Source organism: Pseudomonas sp. F220 (assembly GCF_057813935.1).
Genome location: NZ_JBVASJ010000014.1, coordinates 68,820 through 85,988, shown reverse-complemented (window position 1 = coordinate 85,988; position 17,169 = coordinate 68,820). Strand labels below are relative to the sequence as shown.

At 58.1% G+C, this 17,169-nt stretch carries 16 protein-coding genes and 3 pseudogenes; 8 read left to right on the top strand and 11 right to left on the bottom strand.

Annotated elements, in window-relative coordinates; all coding sequences use genetic code 11:
• The first annotated feature begins 39 nt into the window (after positions 1 to 39).
• Entirely contained in the window at positions 40 to 945 is a 906-nt protein-coding gene (gene nhaR, locus ACZYSM_RS14660) for a transcriptional activator NhaR (RefSeq protein WP_489072204.1), read from the top strand.
• Positions 946 to 949: 4 nt separating this feature from the next.
• Here the strand turns inward: nhaR and ACZYSM_RS14655 are convergent, their stop codons facing one another.
• Entirely contained in the window at positions 950 to 2,104 is a 1,155-nt protein-coding gene (locus ACZYSM_RS14655) for an MFS transporter (protein ID WP_489072203.1), read from the bottom strand.
• A gap of 359 nt (positions 2,105 to 2,463) precedes the next feature.
• Between ACZYSM_RS14655 and sstT the strand changes: the two genes are divergently transcribed.
• Positions 2,464 to 3,705, top strand: a complete 1,242-nt coding sequence (gene sstT, locus ACZYSM_RS14650; protein WP_489072202.1) for a serine/threonine transporter SstT — start codon at positions 2,464 to 2,466, stop codon at positions 3,703 to 3,705.
• 74 nt (positions 3,706 to 3,779) lie between these two features.
• On the opposite strand, the gene ACZYSM_RS14645 is transcribed toward sstT, so the two are convergent.
• A complete protein-coding gene (locus ACZYSM_RS14645; RefSeq protein ID WP_489072201.1) occupies positions 3,780 to 4,289 on the bottom strand; it encodes a DUF1993 domain-containing protein in 510 nt (169 codons plus the stop codon).
• 128 nt (positions 4,290 to 4,417) lie between these two features.
• Here ACZYSM_RS14645 and ACZYSM_RS14640 point away from each other — a divergent pair, with 128 nt between their 5' ends.
• A complete protein-coding gene (locus tag ACZYSM_RS14640) occupies positions 4,418 to 5,065 on the top strand; it encodes a YceH family protein (protein ID WP_489072200.1) in 648 nt (215 codons plus the stop codon).
• Positions 5,066 to 5,227: 162 nt separating this feature from the next.
• On the opposite strand, the gene ACZYSM_RS14635 is transcribed toward ACZYSM_RS14640, so the two are convergent.
• Positions 5,228 to 6,046, bottom strand: coding sequence for a shikimate 5-dehydrogenase (locus tag ACZYSM_RS14635; RefSeq protein ID WP_489072199.1), 819 nt, complete (start codon positions 6,044 to 6,046; stop codon positions 5,228 to 5,230).
• 256 nt (positions 6,047 to 6,302) lie between these two features.
• Here ACZYSM_RS14635 and ACZYSM_RS14630 point away from each other — a divergent pair, with 256 nt between their 5' ends.
• From ACZYSM_RS14630 to ACZYSM_RS14620, 3 genes are all read left to right on the top strand, one after another.
• Positions 6,303 to 6,647, top strand: a complete 345-nt coding sequence (locus ACZYSM_RS14630) for a hypothetical protein (RefSeq protein ID WP_489072198.1) — start codon at positions 6,303 to 6,305, stop codon at positions 6,645 to 6,647.
• A gap of 248 nt (positions 6,648 to 6,895) precedes the next feature.
• Positions 6,896 to 7,090 carry a hypothetical protein gene (locus ACZYSM_RS14625; protein WP_419117255.1) on the top strand — a complete coding sequence of 65 codons (195 nt, stop codon included), beginning with the start codon at positions 6,896 to 6,898 and terminating at the stop codon, positions 7,088 to 7,090.
• Between the two features lie 112 nt (positions 7,091 to 7,202).
• Positions 7,203 to 7,385, top strand: a complete 183-nt coding sequence (locus ACZYSM_RS14620) for a hypothetical protein (RefSeq protein ID WP_489072197.1) — start codon at positions 7,203 to 7,205, stop codon at positions 7,383 to 7,385.
• Here the strand turns inward: ACZYSM_RS14620 and ACZYSM_RS14615 are convergent.
• The gene (locus ACZYSM_RS14615) at positions 7,382 to 8,443 is read right to left on the bottom strand and encodes an AI-2E family transporter (RefSeq protein ID WP_489072196.1); all 1,062 of its coding nucleotides are present in this window, start codon (positions 8,441 to 8,443) and stop codon (positions 7,382 to 7,384) included. The two genes, ACZYSM_RS14620 and ACZYSM_RS14615, sit on opposite strands and share 4 nt — an antisense overlap.
• A gap of 160 nt (positions 8,444 to 8,603) precedes the next feature.
• Between ACZYSM_RS14615 and trhP the strand changes: the two genes are divergently transcribed.
• Positions 8,604 to 9,959: a prephenate-dependent tRNA uridine(34) hydroxylase TrhP gene (trhP, locus tag ACZYSM_RS14610; RefSeq protein WP_489072195.1), complete on the top strand. Its 1,356-nt coding sequence runs from the start codon at positions 8,604 to 8,606 to the stop codon at positions 9,957 to 9,959.
• Between the two features lie 125 nt (positions 9,960 to 10,084).
• Here the strand turns inward: trhP and ACZYSM_RS14605 are convergent, their stop codons facing one another.
• The 3 genes and pseudogenes from ACZYSM_RS14605 to ACZYSM_RS14595 all read right to left on the bottom strand — a co-directional run.
• Entirely contained in the window at positions 10,085 to 10,840 is a 756-nt protein-coding gene (locus ACZYSM_RS14605; RefSeq protein ID WP_489072243.1) for a methyl-accepting chemotaxis protein, read from the bottom strand.
• Positions 10,841 to 10,942: 102 nt separating this feature from the next.
• Positions 10,943 to 11,764, bottom strand: a pseudogene (locus tag ACZYSM_RS14600) (cache domain-containing protein); the annotation flags it as partial.
• A 106-nt stretch (positions 11,765 to 11,870) separates the two neighbouring features.
• Positions 11,871 to 12,014 (bottom strand): annotated as a pseudogene (locus tag ACZYSM_RS14595) (Na+/H+ antiporter NhaC family protein); the annotation flags it as partial.
• A 203-nt stretch (positions 12,015 to 12,217) separates the two neighbouring features.
• On the opposite strand from ACZYSM_RS14595, the gene ACZYSM_RS14590 reads away from it, so the two are divergent.
• A complete protein-coding gene (locus tag ACZYSM_RS14590; protein ID WP_489072194.1) occupies positions 12,218 to 14,365 on the top strand; it encodes a methyl-accepting chemotaxis protein in 2,148 nt (715 codons plus the stop codon).
• A 264-nt stretch (positions 14,366 to 14,629) separates the two neighbouring features.
• Here ACZYSM_RS14590 and ACZYSM_RS14585 read toward each other — a convergent pair whose 3' ends face one another.
• From ACZYSM_RS14585 to ACZYSM_RS14570, 4 genes and pseudogenes are all read right to left on the bottom strand, one after another.
• Entirely contained in the window at positions 14,630 to 15,949 is a 1,320-nt protein-coding gene (locus ACZYSM_RS14585; protein ID WP_489072193.1) for a sensor histidine kinase, read from the bottom strand.
• Entirely contained in the window at positions 15,946 to 16,614 is a 669-nt protein-coding gene (locus tag ACZYSM_RS14580; RefSeq protein WP_489072192.1) for a response regulator transcription factor, read from the bottom strand. Before ACZYSM_RS14580 ends, ACZYSM_RS14585 begins: the two co-directional genes overlap by 4 nt.
• A complete protein-coding gene (locus tag ACZYSM_RS14575; protein ID WP_489072191.1) occupies positions 16,614 to 16,937 on the bottom strand; it encodes a PepSY domain-containing protein in 324 nt (107 codons plus the stop codon). Before ACZYSM_RS14575 ends, ACZYSM_RS14580 begins: the two co-directional genes overlap by 1 nt.
• Positions 16,937 to 17,029 (bottom strand): annotated as a pseudogene (locus tag ACZYSM_RS14570) (PepSY domain-containing protein); the annotation flags it as partial. The pseudogene ACZYSM_RS14570 and the gene ACZYSM_RS14575, both read right to left, overlap by 1 nt.
• Positions 17,030 to 17,169 lie beyond the last annotated feature (140 nt).

Below are 17,169 nucleotides of genomic sequence, written 5' to 3'. Positions count from 1 at the left end.
TAGCAGCTATACTTCGATTTTTACGAACTATAAGTCCATATGCTCAATTATCGGCAACTGCATTATTTCTGGGTCGTGGCCAAGACCGGCAGCATCGTTCGTGCCTGCGAACAACTGAACCTGACGCCGCAGACCATCAGTGGGCAAATCAGCCTGCTTGAACAGACCTACGGGATTGAACTGTTTCGCCGGGTCGGGCGACAGCTTGAGCTGACTGAAGCCGGTCGCCAGACCCTGCCCTATGCCGAACAGATGTTTCAGTTAGGGGGTGAGCTGGAGGCGATGTTACGGGCGCAACCCAATGAGCAACAGATTCTGTTTCGGGTCGGGGTTGCTGATGTGGTGCCCAAGTCGATTGTCTATCGCCTCATCGCCCCAACCATGGAACTGAGTGAACCACTGCGCATCACCTGCCGCGAAGACAAGCTCGAACGGTTGCTTGCCGACCTGGCGATCCAGCGCCTGGACCTGGTGATTTCCGACAGCCCGATGCCGTCGCATCTGGATATCAAGGGCTACAGCCAGAAGCTCGGTGAATGCGGCATCAGCTTTTTTGCCACCCGCGCGCTGGCTGAACGTTATGGCAAAGATTTTCCGCACGGTTTACACGGCGCACCACTGCTGATTCCCGGGCAGGAAACCGTGGTGCGCAGTCGATTGCTGCGCTGGTTCGCTGAACAGCAGATTCAGCCACGCATCGTCGGTGAGTTTGATGACAGCGCCTTGATGCAGGCCTTCGGCCAATCCGGCAGCGGGATATTCATTGGCCCGAGCGTGATCGCCGACGAAGTGAAACGCCAGTATGGCGTGGAGTTGATTGGTCAGACTGATGCGGTGACCGAGTCGTTCTACGCCATTTCGGTGGAGCGCAAGGTCAAGCACCCCGGCATTGTTGCCATTACCGAAGGTGCCCGACGCGAGCTGTTTACCGCGATCAATACTTGAGGAATCAGGCGCAAACCGCGCGGGTTTTGGCGGTCATCAACACCATCGCCAGAAGGATCGACAACACGATGAAGCCCGCCGCTGCAAAGCCGAGACTGCCCAGCCCCAGCGTATCGATCACCCGACCGCCAACCATCGCACCCAACCCAATGCCCAGATTGGCCCCGGCGATATTCAGCGACGCGGCGAAGGCCGGCGCCTGTGGTGCAACCTTCATCAAGCGGACATGGCTGACCAGGAACAACGCTGCCTGGGTGATACCCCATATGCCCATGGCAACCGCCAATCCAACCGTCGAATGAATGCTCGGCACCAGTGCCACCATCCCGCCGATCATGAAGACGCAAAACACCATCGAAGCGATCAGTGGATGGCGATCAACCATGCGTCCGCCCAGCGAGTTGCCGATCAGCCCCACCGCACCAAAGCCCATCAGGCACCAGCCGACCACGGTGCCGTTGAAACCGGCAAGCCGCCCCAGGATGTCGGCCAGGTAGGTGTAGACGGTGAACATGCCGCTGAAGACCAGGATCGATAACAAAACGTGCCCCTGCATCAACGGGCTGCGCAGAATGTTGAACTGTGAACGCAGGCTCACCTGTTGTTGATGCAGCTGCGTCTTCGGCAGATAGATAAACAGCAGCAATGCTTTGGCAAACGCTACCACCGCCAGAATGGCAAACGCGCTGCGCCAGCCGAATGCATCGGAAATCAAGGTGCCGACCGGGATCCCGAAGACGGTAGCGCAGACAATCCCGAAGCCGATTTTCGCGATGGCACGCCCGGCGTAATCCGGACCGACGATGTCTACGGCCGTTTCACTGGCCAACGCCCAAAACACTGGCAGGCCCAGCGCCGGTATCAACCGGGCCAGCGCCATCACACCAATATTTGGTGCCAGCGCCGCCAAGGTATTGGCCAGACCAAACATGATCAGCACGCTGATAAACAACCGTCGGCGCTCGAAGCGTGCAAACCAGGCGGTCAAGAATGGCCCGAACGCTGCCACGGTGAAGGCAAATAAGGTCACCAGCAAACCGGCTTGGGAAACACTGACATCCAGATCGCGAGCGATGGATGGCAATAGACCGACAATGATGAACTCTGTGGTCAGCACGGTAAAACCGGCGGCCGACAACAGCAAAATGGGCAACAACATGCATAACTCCAAGAAACAACGACGCCAGCGATAGCCCAAAGGCCCACTGACTGGATATGAAAAAAGAGGATGGCGAATCTTAACAGAGTGTTTCTGAGAGCGGTTGCACCAACGTGACAGACCTCCCTAAACGCTCGAGCGACGGATCGTCACATGCCGAAGGTGTCGACCGACGGTGTGGTAAAGTCCGGTCCCTGCCATAAAAACAGCCTATTCATCGGCCATACACGGCGACGTGCTTACTGCTGATGTCGCGTTGCATCCTGCAAAACCTGGTGAGGCTCCACTCGGTAGCCGACCACGGTTTTTGCTACGGACCCCGTTGAACCACAGCACCCTAAAAAATCAGAGATACCGCTATGACTGCTGTCCCCCTTTCTCTCCTGCAAAGGCTCACACGCACCAGCCTGGTCACACAAATCGTTATCGGCCTGATCGCCGGGATTCTGCTGGCGTTGCTCTTCCCCGAAGTGGCGCGGTCCACTGCGTTCATCGGCAAAGTCTTTGTCTCGGCCCTGAAAGCTGTCGCGCCGATTCTGGTGTTCATCCTGGTCATGGCCTCCATCGCTAGCCATAAACATGGCCAGGAAACTCATATCCGGCCCATTCTGTTTCTTTACCTGCTCGGGACCTTTGCCGCAGCGGCCGTCGCTGTCGTCGCCAGCACACTGTTTCCTTCCAGCCTGGTGTTGGCCACCCATGATGTGGCCGTAAGCGCTCCAGGAGGGATCAGCGAAGTGTTGCAAAGCCTGTTGCTCAGCGTGGTCGACAACCCGGTGAGTGCCCTGATGAATGCCAACTTCATCGGCATTCTGGCCTGGGCAATCGGCTTGGGCATCGCCATTCGCCATGCCGGTGAAACCACCCGCACGGTGCTCGACGACCTCTCCAATGGCGTGACGCTGATCGTGCGTATGGTGATTCGCTTTGCACCGCTGGGGATCTTCGGCCTGGTGGCGTCGACCCTCGCCACTTCCGGCTTCGGCGCCCTGCTCGGCTATCTGCATCTGTTGGCCGTGTTGATCGGCTGCATGCTGTTCGTGGCCCTGGTGATCAACCCGGCCATCGTGTTCTGGAAACTACGACGCAATCCTTACCCGCTGGTCTTCACCTGCCTGCGCGAGAGCGGCATTACCGCGTTTTTCACCCGCAGTTCGGCAGCAAACATTCCAGTCAATCTGGAGTTGAGCAAACGTCTGGGTCTGCATGAAGACACCTACTCGGTCTCGATCCCGCTGGGCGCTACCATCAATATGGCGGGCGCAGCGATCACTATTACCGTGTTGAGTCTGGCGGCCGTGCACACGCTCGGGATTGCCGTGGACATTCCGACAGCCATCCTGCTCAGTGTGGTCGCGGCGATTTGCGCCTGCGGTGCTTCGGGTGTGGCGGGCGGTTCGTTGCTGTTGATTCCCCTGGCGTGCAGTCTGTTCGGCATTCCCAGCGAAATCGCCATGCAAGTGGTGGCCGTCGGTTTCATTATCGGTGTGCTACAGGACTCGGCGGAAACCGCGTTGAACTCCTCCACCGACGTGCTGTTCACTGCTGCGGCCTGCCTGGCTCAGGAAGAAAAGGCCGAGCGCATCGCGCAAAAAGCCTGACCCCTGATTCAGAAACATAAAAAAGCCCGGAAAGGTTCAGTGCGAACCTTTCCGGGCTTTTTTGTCTCTGCGGTTTAGAACGCGCCCATGTAATCGCGCTTGCCGACTTCAACACCGTTGTGACGCAGGATTGCGTAAGTGGTGGTGACGTGGAAGAAGAACTGCGGCAGGCCGTAGGTCAGCAGGTAAGCCTGGCCACTGAAGCGTTTCTCTTTCGGCGTGCCCTGACGGGTGATGATCTCGATCCCTTCCTTGCCGTCGATTTGCTCAGGCTTGATGCCGTCAATGAACGCCAGGACTTTGCTGATCAACGCTTGCAGCTCAGCGAAGGTGGTTTCGGTGTCGTCGTACTTCGGCAGCTCAACCTCGGCCAGACGCGCGGAAACGCCTTTGGCGAAATCCACAGCAATTTGCACCTGACGCACCAGCGGGAACATATCCGGGTACAGGCGCGCTTGCAGGAAAGCGTTTGGCTCGATGTTTTTTGCCGTGGCGTGGGCTTCGGCCTTGTTCAGAACGTCGCTCAAGGCGTTGAGCATTTGCTTGAAAACCGGGATGGAAGCGGCGTACAGGGAAATAGTCATGACAGTCTCGCAGGTTGTGGCGGGAGGTGAACGTGGCGCGATTATAGCCATGCTTGAAGCAGCAGGCCGCTTGTCTTTTATTCTGCAAGGATTAGGCTAGTCGCCTTCGACAGCATAGGGAAAGCGCGATGAGCACTGAGCACGACACCTCCATCGATGAACTGCGGCTGAACAGCACGCAAATCCGCATTCTCGGCTCTTTGATCGAGAAACAGGCCACTAGCCCGGAAACCTATCCGCTGACCCTCAATGCGCTGGTCATCGCCTGTAATCAGAAAACCAGCCGCGAACCGGTGATGAATCTCAGTCCGGGCCAGGTCGGCCAGAGCCTTCGCGCCCTTGAAGGACAGGGTTTCACTCGATTGGTCATGGGCAGCCGTGCCGATCGCTGGGAACATCGGGTGGACAAGGCACTGGAGCTGGTGCCAGCACAGGTGATTCTTGCCGGCTTGCTGTTCCTGCGTGGCCCGCAGACCGTCAATGAACTGCTGACCCGCAGCGGTCGCATGCATGATTTCGAAGACAACGAACAGGTCGTGCATCAGTTGGAACGGCTGATCGCCCGGGGCCTGGCGTTGCTGTTGCCACGTCAGGCCGGGCAACGCGAAGACCGCTACATGCATGCACTGGGCGATCCGGAGGATATCGAAACGATTCTGGCGGCACGACAAAACCCAGTGGAACGTGGCGCTGGTAGCGGCGTGTCGGTGGAGCGCATCGAAGAACTGGAAGCGCGGATCGCGGCACTGGAAGAACGTTTGGCCAGGCTGGAGTAACGCTGCGCTAACCCCTGTAGCAGTTGCCGAAGGCTACGTCCGGCCGCGCAGCGGTCGTAAATCCGGCCACCTCGATCTTCCTGCAAAGACGGGGTTGTCCGTATTGCGACCGCTGCGCGGCCGGACGTAGCCTGGCGGCAACTGCTACAAGGGGGAGCGGCATCAGCCCCGTGCGAAGGCTACCGCTTTCTGGAACTGCTCCTCAGTCGGGCGCACGCCGGTGTACAACACGAACTGCTCCAGCGCTTGGATGGCGATCACCTCCAGCCCGGTGATCACGCGCTTGCCTTTGGCACAGCCACGCAGGATCAGCGGTGTTTGCGATGGAATCGCCACTACATCAAAGACTGTTTCGGCAGCATCGATGGCATCTGCTTCGAACGCCAGTTGATCGGCTTCCGGGCCGCCGGCCATACCAATCGGCGTGACGTTGATCAGCATCTGTGGCCGCTGGTCACCAAGGTCAGCCAGCCATTCATAGCCCAAGGAGCTCGCCAGAGCGCGGCCGGCCACTTCGTTACGGGCCACGATCAAACCGTTTTTATAGCCGCCGTCGCGCAAGGCGCTAGCCACCGCCTTGGCCATACCACCGCTGCCGCGCAGCGCAAAAGTCGAGTTCTGTGGCACTTCATGAGTTTTCAGTAGTTGCGCGATAGCAATGTAATCAGTGTTGTAGGCCTTCAAATGCCCATTAGTATTGACGATAGTGTTAATGGACTGGATTGCCTTCACCGATTCATCCAGTTCATCGACCAACGCGATGCAGGCTTCCTTGAATGGCATCGAAACCCCGCAGCCACGAATACCCAGCGCGCGAATTCCGCCGACCGCACCTGACAGATCGTTGCTGCTGAAGGCTTTGTAATAGAAATTAAGGCCCAGTTGCTCATACAGGTGATTATGAAAACGCAGGCCGAAATTCCCGGGGCGCCCAGACAGCGACATACACAGTTGGGTGTCTTTGTTCGGGTTCATCAGCATGTTCATCTCCTTCAAATAGCACTTTCAGATGGACGGGATTAGGCAGCCCACCGATTCTGTTCGATCATAGTGAGGCGAGGTTCAGGCACCTGATTCTGCACCAGATCACGGTAAAGAAACCGGTACAGACCTTACACAATATTTACTCAACAGCTTCGCAGTTTTATCAAAAACTGCTGTCTTAGAAGTATCCCCGCGACAATCCTTGGGTCTATTGCAGACCACAAGCGCTGGGGCAGGAAACCGAGGAATAGCCATGATCCGTAAAATCCCCGCAATAGCCTTGCTCATCGGGGCACTCGCTATCACCGGCCAGGCGTCCGCCCACGAACACGGTGGTGGTTGGGGTTGGGGTGGTCCGGCCCTGTTTGGCGCTGTTGTCGGCGCTGCGGTAGTGGGCTCGGTAATCACCAGTCACGATCGCCCGGTCTACGTTGAGCAACCGGTGTACGTACAACCTCAGCCGGTTTATGTTCAGGCTCCGCCGCCGGTCTATTACCAGGCGCAGCCGGTTTATGTGCAACCTGCACCGGTTTACTACGGCCCGCCACGTGGCTATTACGGCCCGCCGCGCGGTTATTACGGTCCGCCACGCTGGTAACCATCACGCTGTAAATGAATCAGGCCCCGCCTTAAAACGGGGCCTGATGCGTTGTAGATCCTGGGCAACGTCTGAATAAATCTTGCAAAGGTCGCGGCTGAGACAGTGGCTACGGTTAAATTTGACATGATTGGGCTGACTGTCGCCTTGGCGCATCGGTGCGGCGGCTGTCATATTTATGTCATGACCGGTCAGCAAAATCTGACTTGTCCGTAAAAACAGACTTATAAAAACAAGGACGACCCATAATGCCAACTCAGAATCCCCACCGCACTGCCGGCCTCTGCACCTCAAGCAAGGTCTACAGCGCGCTGACCGAACTCAAGCACCTGGAAGGCCATCGAAGCGCCAAATTCCTCTCGTTGCTGGCCGAGAACCTGGTGCGAAAAGGTCTGTTGAATGATCAGGAAGTGGTGAACATGCTCGATCAGGTTGTCGACTGACACCTGTTATCGCGTTTAGTTTCGCCTGCGTCGATGTCCACTATCGAGCGCGATGATTTTTCGTTGAACCGTCAGGTCCGTAAGGTAGCTCCATAGATTGATGGAGGTACTTATGCCCAAGGTTCAGATCATGTCCGTTATCGGCAGCGCCGTTCCCGCACCACTCAGAGAGCTAGGACTGCTCGCCTGTTGGTATCTGGTGCAGGACGGCGTGCAGATCAGCGGCCCGCTCACTTCACTCCCCGCAGCTCAAGCACTGTCGCAAAGCATGGGTTCACATGGCTTACGCGCCTAAGGCAACTGCATACGAGGCTTGGTCTCAATGAACAAGGCCCAGCTCGACATGAACAGCGCGGCGATCAATGGCCCGATGACAAATCCGTTCAAGCCAAAGAGCGCCAGGCCACCCAGGGTGGAGATCAGAACCAGGTAATCCGGCATTTTCGTGTCTTTACCCACCAGAATCGGCCGCAGCACGTTGTCTACCAGACCGATCACGAACACCCCGAACAACGCCAGCACCACCCCCTGCCATATTGCCCCACTGAGCAGAAAGTACGCCGCCACTGGCGCCCAGACAATCCCCGCCCCTACCGCTGGCATCAGTGACAGAAACGCCATCAATACCGCCCAGAGCAACGCACTGGGGATGTCGAGAAACCAAAAAATCAAACCACCCAATGCGCCCTGAGTGATAGCCACCAGCAAATTGCCCTTCACCGTGGCACGCACCACCCGATTGAATTTCAGCTGCAAGCGACGCTTCTGGTGTTCGGCCAGCGGTATAGCCGTGCGGACCATGCGCGCCAGCTCCGCGCCGTCACGCAGAAAGAAGAACAGCAAGTACAGCATGATGAAAAAACTCACCACGAACTCGAAGGTGCCCTGACCAAAGCTGAATGCCTGGGTAGCGAAGAACTCATTGCCCTGCATGGCGCTCTTGACGACTTTCTCCCGCAAGCTATTCAACTCACCCATACCAAAGCGGTCGAGCAGGTGCTGGAAGTACAGCGGCAGGCTGTGTTTGAACTGCGCCAGGTAGCCGGCTATATCCAACTGACCGCTTTCGATGTTTCTGTAGAGGGTCGTACCTTCTTGAACCAGCAAGACGCCGGTGATGATCACTGGCAGAATCGCAATCACCAGACAGATACTCAGGGTGAGCAAGGAAGTCAGGTTGCGTTGCCAACCGAACTTCAGTTGCAGCCGTCGCTGCAAGGGAGCAAAGACGATGCCGAGGATCACCGCCCAGAACACCGCGCCGTACAACGGCAGCAGAATCCAGATGAAGGCGATGGTCACCAGGAGCAGCAGCACCCACAGTGATCTGTTTTGTAGCGTCGTTTCGTTCATACCCGATCCATGTCATTAAGGCACAGGAGTGACAGCCTCCTGATGTTTAGTCAGCCAAGGCGCAGCTGAGTGCTCTCTTTGTTCATGGAGCATAGATCCAGATCAATAAGTCCCGGACGCGATTCGATTACCCTCCCTGCCTTTTGCGATCGACACGACCATGCCTCCCGTCACTCCCGAACTCCTCGCCCCTGCCGGCACCCTGAAAAACATGCGTTATGCCTTCGCCTACGGTGCCGATGCGGTGTACGCCGGGCAGCCGCGTTACAGCCTGCGGGTGCGCAATAATGAATTTGACCACGCCAACCTGGCCCTCGGTATTCGTGAAGCCCAGTCCCAGGGCAAGCGTTTCTATGTGGTGGTGAACATCGCCCCGCATAACGCCAAGCTACGGACTTTTCTCACAGACCTGGAGCCGGTGATCGCCATGGCGCCGGATGCGCTGATCATGTCTGATCCAGGGTTGATCATGCTGGTGCGCAGGCATTTCCCGCAGATGCCGATTCACCTTTCAGTTCAGGCCAACACGGTGAACTGGGCCAGCGTCGAGTTTTGGCAGCAACAAGGCTTGAGCCGGATCATCTTGTCCCGCGAACTGTCCCTCGAAGAGATCGCCGAGATTCGTCAGCAGGTTCCTGGCATGGAGCTCGAAGTATTCGTCCATGGGGCACTGTGCATGGCCTACTCAGGTCGTTGCCTGTTGTCGGGCTACATGAACAAACGCGATGCCAATCAGGGCAGTTGTACCAACGCCTGTCGCTGGAAATACACCGCACAACCGGCGGTAGAGAATCAGTTGGGCGAGATCGTTCAAGCGTTTCAACCTGAACCCATCCAGCCAACTCTGGGCCTCGGCGCACCGACCGATCAGGTGTTTTTGTTGCAGGAAGCCAATCGCCCCGAAGAGTTGATGCCCGCGTTCGAGGACGAACACGGCACTTACATCATGAATTCCAAGGACCTGCGTGCCGTGCAGCACGTCGAACGTTTGACCAAAATGGGCGTGCACTCGCTGAAAATCGAGGGCCGAACCAAATCCCATTTCTACTGCGCACGAACCACTCAGGTCTATCGCCGGGCGATCGATGACGCCGTGGCCGGCCGAGAATTCGACCGCAGCCTGATGACCGATCTCGACTCTCTGGCACAACGCGGGTACACCGAAGGCTTTCTACGTCGGCATGTGCATGACGAGTATCAGAACTACCAGAACGGCAGCTCGGTGTCAGAGCGTCAGCAGTTCGTCGGTGAGTTAACCGGCGAGCGACGTGATCGGCTGGCTGAAGTTCGCGTGAAGAACCGCTTCCTGCTCGGCGACCACCTGGAATTGATGACCCCCAAAGGCAACTTTCACTTCGACCTGCATCAACTGCACAACGCCAAAGGCGAAGCCATCGAGGTCGCCCCGGGGGACGGGCACACGGTGTATGTGCCGATCCCGGATCAGGTGGATTTGCGCTTTGGGTTGTTGATGCGGGATGTGCGGGTTGGTGCGGCAACTGAGAGTATGGCTTAGCTGAAAATAAGGTTGTCTGCGCTGACGCCTCGCGGGCAAGCCTCGCTCCTACAGGGGAATGCGATTCAAATGTAGGAGCGAGGCTTGCTCGCGATAGCGATCTGTCTGGCAAATAATCTTTCGGATCAGATGCGGAACTGCCCCACCAACTTGCCCAAGCGCTGACCAAGGTCGGCCAGGCTGCGGGAGGTTTGTGCGCCGAGTTGGGTTTCGTCGGCCACGTTGTCCACCGCCACGGCGATCTGGTGCACGCTGCGGTTGATCTCTTCGGCCACCGCCGTTTGCTCTTCGGCGGCGCTGGCGATCTGTGCGTTCATCGAGTTGATGGTGCCGATCAACTGGGCCATGGTGTCCAGCGAAGCACCGGCTTCGTTGGCCTGGGCCGAAGTACCGTCACCGGCATCGCTGGAACGGCGCATGGCTTCGACAGCGGATTGAGTGCCCTTCTGCAGGCGATCAATCATGCCCTGGATTTCCTGGGTGCTTTGCTGAGTGCGGCTGGCCAGCGCCCGCACCTCATCGGCCACCACTGCAAAACCACGCCCGGCCTCACCGGCACGTGCCGCTTCGATGGCCGCGTTGAGTGCCAGCAGGTTGGTCTGATCGGCAATCGAACGAATGACACTCAGCACACTAACAATCGACAACACATCTTTTTGCAGGCTATCAAGGGACGTACCGCTGCTGCGGATATCGCTGACCAGCGCATGAATCTGTTTGATGCTGCCATCCACCACGCGTTTGGCGGCCTGGCCTTCCTCGTCGGTCTGCTGCGCAGCAACCGCAGCGCCCTGGGCACTTCTCGCGACTTCCTGAGCTGCCGAGGACATCTCGTTGATTGCCGTCGCCACCTGATCAGTCTCGTGACGCTGGCGTTCCATCGCCTGCTCCGAACGCTGAGCCTGATCGGAGACTTGTGTCACCAGACCGGTCAACTGCGAGGTCATCTCAGTGATTTGCCGCACCAGACCGTGGATCTTGTCGACAAAGCGGTTGAACGAGCCGGCCAGTTCACCCAGCTCATCCTCGCTGGTAATCGCCAGACGACGCGTCAGGTCGCCCTCGCCTGCGGCGATATCGTCCAGGTTGGCTTTCATCAGGTGCAGCGGACGCAGGATGGTATTTGCCACCACCATGCCGATCAGCAAAATCATCAGCAACACCACGACGGCGATCCCGACAATGCTGAGCACTACACCTTCCATGCGCTCATTGACCTGCTGCTCGACCACCGCCACCTGAGCATCGATACCGTCAAGATTGACCGAGGAACCAATGACCATGTCCCACTTGGACAGGTACTCGGTGTAGCCGAGTTTGGGCACCAGAACATTACTGCCGGGCTGCGTGGAGCTGTATTGCAGATAGTGCGTACCGGCCTTGGCAACGTTCACCAATTCGCGATTGACGTAGACACCGCTCGGGTCACGGTTGTCCTTAAAGCTTTTACCGACACCGTCCGCGCTGCTGCCTTTGAATAGACGCACGGTTTGCGAGTCGTAACCAAAGAAGTAGCCATCCGTGCCATAGCTGATGCCCGACAGCAGCTTGACTACGTGCGCCCGCGCCGCGTCATCACCCGGTGCTGCCGCGTCGTACAGCGGCTTGATCGCGGTCATCGCCACCGCCACATAACTTTGCAGAGTCGCCTTCGCATCAGCCAGCAGACGCTGACGGGTCTCTTCAACTTCTTTGCTGGCCTGTTCTTTCAGAATGAACACCGTGGTCAGACTGATTACCAGAGCAAACAGTAAAACCGGGAGTACCGCGAGGGATAAAACTTTGGCCTTCAGGCTTAGGCGCATGGTGTTCACTCTTGATTTTATTGGCGGGTTAAACGCTTTAACGGCACACCGGACCAAAAGTTGAGGACCGCAGGCTTTGTGTGGGTGTTGCAGGGACTCTGCAGGATTACAAAATCATCGCCGCAGCCCAACCGAACGCCAGCAGCGGCAGGTTGTAGTGCAGGAAGGTCGGCACCACGGTGTCCCAGATGTGGTGATGTTGGCCGTCGATATTCAGACCAGAGGTCGGTCCCAGGGTCGAATCGGACGAAGCAGTCGCAATAAATGACACCTCCATTTATCTGGGGAATCTCGGTGCCAGGTTTCACGACCGCTTCGCGCCCGAACGCAGGCTTCGCCAGCTGCTACGAAGTTCGTGGGTCGCTTCTTATTTAGTGATACCAATAAAGAAAAAATCACCTCGGCCGTTACAGAGCGAAGTCTCTCTCGTTTTATCCGATTAAGGACATCTCCATGTCGCTCAGACAGCTTTCCATTCAATGGAAAATCACCCTTCTGGCCGGACTTTGCCTGCTCGGCATTGTCACGTTGCTGGTGGGGCTTTCGCTCTATCGCATGGAGCACAATTCCGAGCTGGTCAAAGCGTCGAGCATGGAGATGCTCAATGAAGCGGCTCAGGCCCGTATCGAGGCCCAAGGCGAAGTCCAGGCGCTGAGCATTCGCCAGCAATTCATGGATGCCTACCAATACGGCCACGGCTTCTCTCGCCAGGTGCTGTTCCTGCGCGAACAAGCCGAGAAACGTTTCCTCGATGCCTTAGACCTTCGTGAAGACCTGACCCGTCAGGTCAAGTCGGCACTGCAAGCCAACCCGGAGCTGCTCGGCCTGTCGCTGGTGTTTGAAGCCAATGCGCTGGACGGCAAGGATGAGTTGTTTGCCGGGCAGAAAGAAATCGGCAGCAACGACAAGGGCCGTTTTGCCCTGTACTGGTCGCAACCGACACCGGGCAAGCTGACCTCCATGTCGCTGCCGGAAAGCGATATCGCCGACACCAGCTCCGGCCCGAGCGGCGAACCGGCGAATGCCTGGTTCACCTGCCCGCGCGTTACGCTCAAACCGTGCGTGATCGAACCCTACTTCTATGCAATCGACGGCCAGAATGTGCTGATGACCAGCATCGTCTTCCCGTTGATAGTCGACGGTAAAGTCATCGCCTCGCTGTCGGTTGATATCAATCTCAACAGCCTGCAAGCGGTCAGCCAGCAAGCGAGCAAGAAGCTCTATGACGGTCAGACCAGCGTCAGCATCATCAGCCCGGTCGGTCTGCTGGCTGGCTACAGCCCGGACGCCAGCAAACTGAGCCAGCGTCTGGATGTAGTGGACAAGGCCAGCGGTGCCGAGCTGATCCGCATGCTGACCAGCGGTAGCAAGACCCAGAGTCTGCGCAGCAATCAAGAACTCAAAGTACTCTCGCCGTTTATGCCTATCCCCGGCGGCAAGCCGTGGGGCGTGTTGCTGGATGTGCCGGAGAAGGTTTTGGTCGGCCCGGCTGAAACCCTGAAGAAAGAACTCGACGAACGTAGCACCACCGGCACTCTGATCGAATTGAGCCTGGGTCTGTTGGCTGCAGTCATCGGCTTGCTGCTGGTCTGGCTGATGGCCCGCAGCGTGACCAAGCCCATCCTTGGCGTGGCACACATGCTCGAAGACATTGCCAGCGGTGAAGGTGACCTGACCCGGCGCCTGGCCTACGACAAGCAGGACGAACTCGGGCAACTGGCCGGTTGGTTCAACCGTTTCCTCGACAAGCTGCAACCGATCATTGCCGAAGTGAAACGCTCGGTGCAGGACGCCCGCAGCACCGCCGACCAATCAGCGGCCATCGCCACCCAGACCAGTGCCGGCATGGAGCAGCAGTACCGTCAGGTTGACCAGGTGGCCACCGCCTCCCACGAAATGAGCGCCACCGCCCAAGACGTCGCTCGTAGCGCAGCCCAGGCCGCGCAGGCTGCTCGCGACGCCGATCAGGCGACCCGTCAGGGTTTGACCGTGATCGACCGCACCACCGCCAGCATCGGCAATCTCGCCGCGGATATGAGCACGGCGATGATCCAGGTCGAAGGCTTGGCCGCCAACAGTGAGAAAATCGGTTCGGTGCTGGAAGTCATTCGCGCCATCGCCGAGCAGACCAACCTGCTGGCGCTCAACGCGGCCATCGAAGCCGCTCGCGCAGGTGAAGCCGGACGTGGTTTCGCCGTGGTCGCCGACGAAGTGCGCAACCTGGCCCGCCGCACTCAAGAGTCGGTGGAGGAAACCCGTCTGGTGATCGAACAGCTGCAAAGCGGTACTCAGGACGTTGTTGGTTCAATGAACAACAGCCATCGTCAGGCTCAAGGCAGTGTCGAACAAGTCAGCCAGGCAGTGACTGCCCTGCGTCAGATCGGTGATGCCGTGACCGTGATCACCGACATGAACCTGCAGATTGCCAGCGCCGCCGAAGAGCAAAGCGCTGTGGCAGAAGAGATCAACAGCAACGTAGCGACCATTCGTGACGTGACTGAATCGCTGTCGGGGCAAGCCAACGAATCGGCGCGGGTTAGTCAATCGCTGAACAGTCTGGCCAATCAGCAGCAGAGTTTGATGGATCAGTTCAGGGTTTGATTGGGGGTCGGCGGCGTGTCAGTCACGCCGCCTTGGAGGGCACAGATCCAGAATCTCCAGTGTCGATGAAAACCACCCCTCACCTTAACCCTCTCCCCAGTGGGGAGAAGGAACTGACCGACGTGTTCTTTCGAGTTGCTGCGACCTGCATTACCGAGTGAACTCAGGTTTGAAAAGCATGGAGATCTGCTCCCTTTCCCCTCTCCCCTCTGGGGAGAGGGCTGGGGTGAGGGGTGGTTTTTGAGCCAAGCGCCGATGGTCCGATCAACGACAACCAATAGGCAACTCAATCACCACCTTCAATCCACCCAGCTCACTGCTCTGCAGCTGCAACAACCCGCCCCACGCCTCGACGATATCGCGCACGATGCCCAGCCCCAGACCATGGCCATCAGTCTGTTCATCCAGCCGCGCACCGCGACTGAACACCTGATCGCGGTTCTCCTCGGGAATCCCCGGCCCGTCATCCTCCACCACCAAGCGAAAGCCCTCAGCCGTCTCGACGATGCTCAGTTTCACCTCGGCATCTGCCCATTTGCAGGCGTTGTCCAGTAGATTACCCAGCAGCTCGAGCAAGTCTTCCCGATCCCATGGCAGGTGCAAGCCGGGACGCACCGCGTGACTGAGCTCGAGGTGTGCGCCGTGAATCATGTTCAGGGTGGCGAGCAAACCGGGCAGTTCTGCATCGCAATCGAACTGCGCACCCGGCAAGGCATCCCCAGCCAGTCGGGCACGGTTCAGCTCACGATTCAGACGTTGCTGCACCTGTTCAAGCTGCACAGTAAGGATCTTGCGCAACTCAGGATGAGCATCCAGTTTCTCGCTCGACGCCAGGCTCAACAGCACCGCCAGCGGGGTTTTCAGGGCGTGTCCCAGATTGCCCAAGGCATTGCGGGAACGCTTGAGGCTGTCTTCGGTATGGGCGAGCAAATGGTTGATCTGCGCCACCAGCGGCTCCAGTTCAATCGGCACCTGGTCGTCCAGTTGTGAACGCTGGCCCAGCTGTAGCTGAGCAATCTGCTCCCGGGCCTTTTCCAGCGGACGCAAGGCGCGGCGAACCGTGACACGCTGCAAAATCAAAATCAGCAGCAAACCCGCCAGACCGAGGCCGAGGCCGACCTGCTGCATGCGCAGAAAGCTTTGCCGTACCGGCGTGTAGTCCTGCGCCACGCTGATGGAGATCGATTGCCCCAACCGCCGATAGTCGGAGCGCAAGACCAGCAACTGCTGCCCTTCCGGTCCCAGTTGCAGATTGCTTTGCAGGCCCGCCTGTTCCAGCTTCGGCAGTTCCTGATCCCATAAGGAACGCGAACGCCAATGGGCGTCGGCAAAGTCAATGCGAAAGTAATGGCCGGAAAACGGCCGTTGATAGGCCGGCGACAAACGTCGCTCATCCAGTTCCAACCCCTGCGGTCCACGCACCAACGCTACCAGCAGGTTTTCGCTGTCGTCACGCAGCCCGGCTTCCAGATAACGCTGCAAGCCCATTTCGAACAGCCAGAGGCTGGTCTGTGCCAGCACCAGGCCGACGATCACCATCACGCTGATCAACCCCAGACTCAAACGGCGCTGAATCGATCTCACGAAGCAATCGCGCCGAACAGATAACCTTGCCCGCGACGGGTTTCAATCACGCTACGACCCAGCTTGCGCCGCAGATGATTGACGTGAACTTCCAGCACATTGGAGTCGCGCTCGGTTTCACCGTCGTAGAGATGTTCAGCGAGATGGCTTTTGGAAAGGATTTGCTCAGGGTGCAGCATGAAATAACGCAACAGCCGAAACTCTGCGGCCGTCAGCTGTATATCGGCGCCATCGCGGGTCACGCATTGGCGACCTTCATCCAGATGTAAACCGGCGGCGTTGAGGGTTGGCTGATTGGCGTGTCCATGGGAACGCCGCAACAGCGCCTGAACCCGCAGGTGCAATTCCTCAGGATGGAACGGCTTGGTCAGGTAGTCGTCAGCGCCGGCCTTGAGGCCTTCGATACGTTCGGCCCAGGAACCACGGGCGGTGAGAATCAACACCGGCGTGGCCAGACCTCCAGCACGCCACTGGGTCAGCACCTCAAGCCCTGGCAACCCCGGCAAACCGAGGTCGAGAATGATCAGGTCATAGGGTTCGCTGCTGCCCTGATACACCGCATCGCGACCGTCGGCCAGCCAGTCGACGGCGTAGCCCTGGCGATTGAGCCCGGCCATCAACTCGTCGGCCAGCGGGACGTGGTCTTCCACCAGAAGCAAGCGCATCAGTCATCTTCCTTGTCTTTGATCAGCTCACCGGTATTGGCATCGAGTTCGATGTCACGCACCACGCCCTCGACAGTCAGCAGTTCTATGTCATAGATGTAGCGCACGCTCCGGTCTTTATGCTCCTCAAGCTCAGCGTCCAGCAGCTTGGCGCCTGGATAGCGTTGCATGGCCGGCCCCAGCAGCTGCTCGAGCGGCGCGATCACGCCTTGCTGACGCAGGTGCAGGGCTTCGTCCTGATCCAGGTCACGGGCCGCTGCCACCGAGCAAAAAGCCAGAAGAACCAGAACCGTTCGGCTGCAGGCGCGCAGATTTACCTTCATTACGTATCCTGATGATCCTTGAGAACCTGCCCGCTGACAGCGTCCAATTCGAGGTCCCACTCAATACCTTGGGCATCTAGCAGTTCCACCTGAGTAGATGTAAACCTACAGGCCCCACGATAGCCACATCAACTTAACTGAAACTGAATTGCCATCATTGCCGCCCTGAAACCATTCGGCCTGTCGTGCCGGCACTCCCTATAATCACCCGCTCGCCAGACATGAGGCCGGT

Coding starts and splice junctions, on each gene's coding strand:
- nhaR (WP_489072204.1), top strand. CDS start 40: ATGCTCAATTATCGGCAACTGCATTATTTCTGGGTCGTGGCCAAGACC.
- ACZYSM_RS14655 (WP_489072203.1), bottom strand. CDS start 2,104: ATGTTGTTGCCCATTTTGCTGTTGTCGGCCGCCGGTTTTACCGTGCTG.
- sstT (WP_489072202.1), top strand. CDS start 2,464: ATGACTGCTGTCCCCCTTTCTCTCCTGCAAAGGCTCACACGCACCAGC.
- ACZYSM_RS14645 (WP_489072201.1), bottom strand. CDS start 4,289: ATGACTATTTCCCTGTACGCCGCTTCCATCCCGGTTTTCAAGCAAATG.
- ACZYSM_RS14640 (WP_489072200.1), top strand. CDS start 4,418: ATGAGCACTGAGCACGACACCTCCATCGATGAACTGCGGCTGAACAGC.
- ACZYSM_RS14635 (WP_489072199.1), bottom strand. CDS start 6,046: ATGCTGATGAACCCGAACAAAGACACCCAACTGTGTATGTCGCTGTCT.
- ACZYSM_RS14630 (WP_489072198.1), top strand. CDS start 6,303: ATGATCCGTAAAATCCCCGCAATAGCCTTGCTCATCGGGGCACTCGCT.
- ACZYSM_RS14625 (WP_419117255.1), top strand. CDS start 6,896: ATGCCAACTCAGAATCCCCACCGCACTGCCGGCCTCTGCACCTCAAGC.
- ACZYSM_RS14620 (WP_489072197.1), top strand. CDS start 7,203: ATGCCCAAGGTTCAGATCATGTCCGTTATCGGCAGCGCCGTTCCCGCA.
- ACZYSM_RS14615 (WP_489072196.1), bottom strand. CDS start 8,443: ATGAACGAAACGACGCTACAAAACAGATCACTGTGGGTGCTGCTGCTC.
- trhP (WP_489072195.1), top strand. CDS start 8,604: ATGCCTCCCGTCACTCCCGAACTCCTCGCCCCTGCCGGCACCCTGAAA.
- ACZYSM_RS14605 (WP_489072243.1), bottom strand. CDS start 10,840: ATGGAACGCCAGCGTCACGAGACTGATCAGGTGGCGACGGCAATCAAC.
- ACZYSM_RS14590 (WP_489072194.1), top strand. CDS start 12,218: ATGTCGCTCAGACAGCTTTCCATTCAATGGAAAATCACCCTTCTGGCC.
- ACZYSM_RS14580 (WP_489072192.1), bottom strand. CDS start 16,614: ATGCGCTTGCTTCTGGTGGAAGACCACGTCCCGCTGGCCGACGAGTTG.
- ACZYSM_RS14575 (WP_489072191.1), bottom strand. CDS start 16,937: ATGAAGGTAAATCTGCGCGCCTGCAGCCGAACGGTTCTGGTTCTTCTG.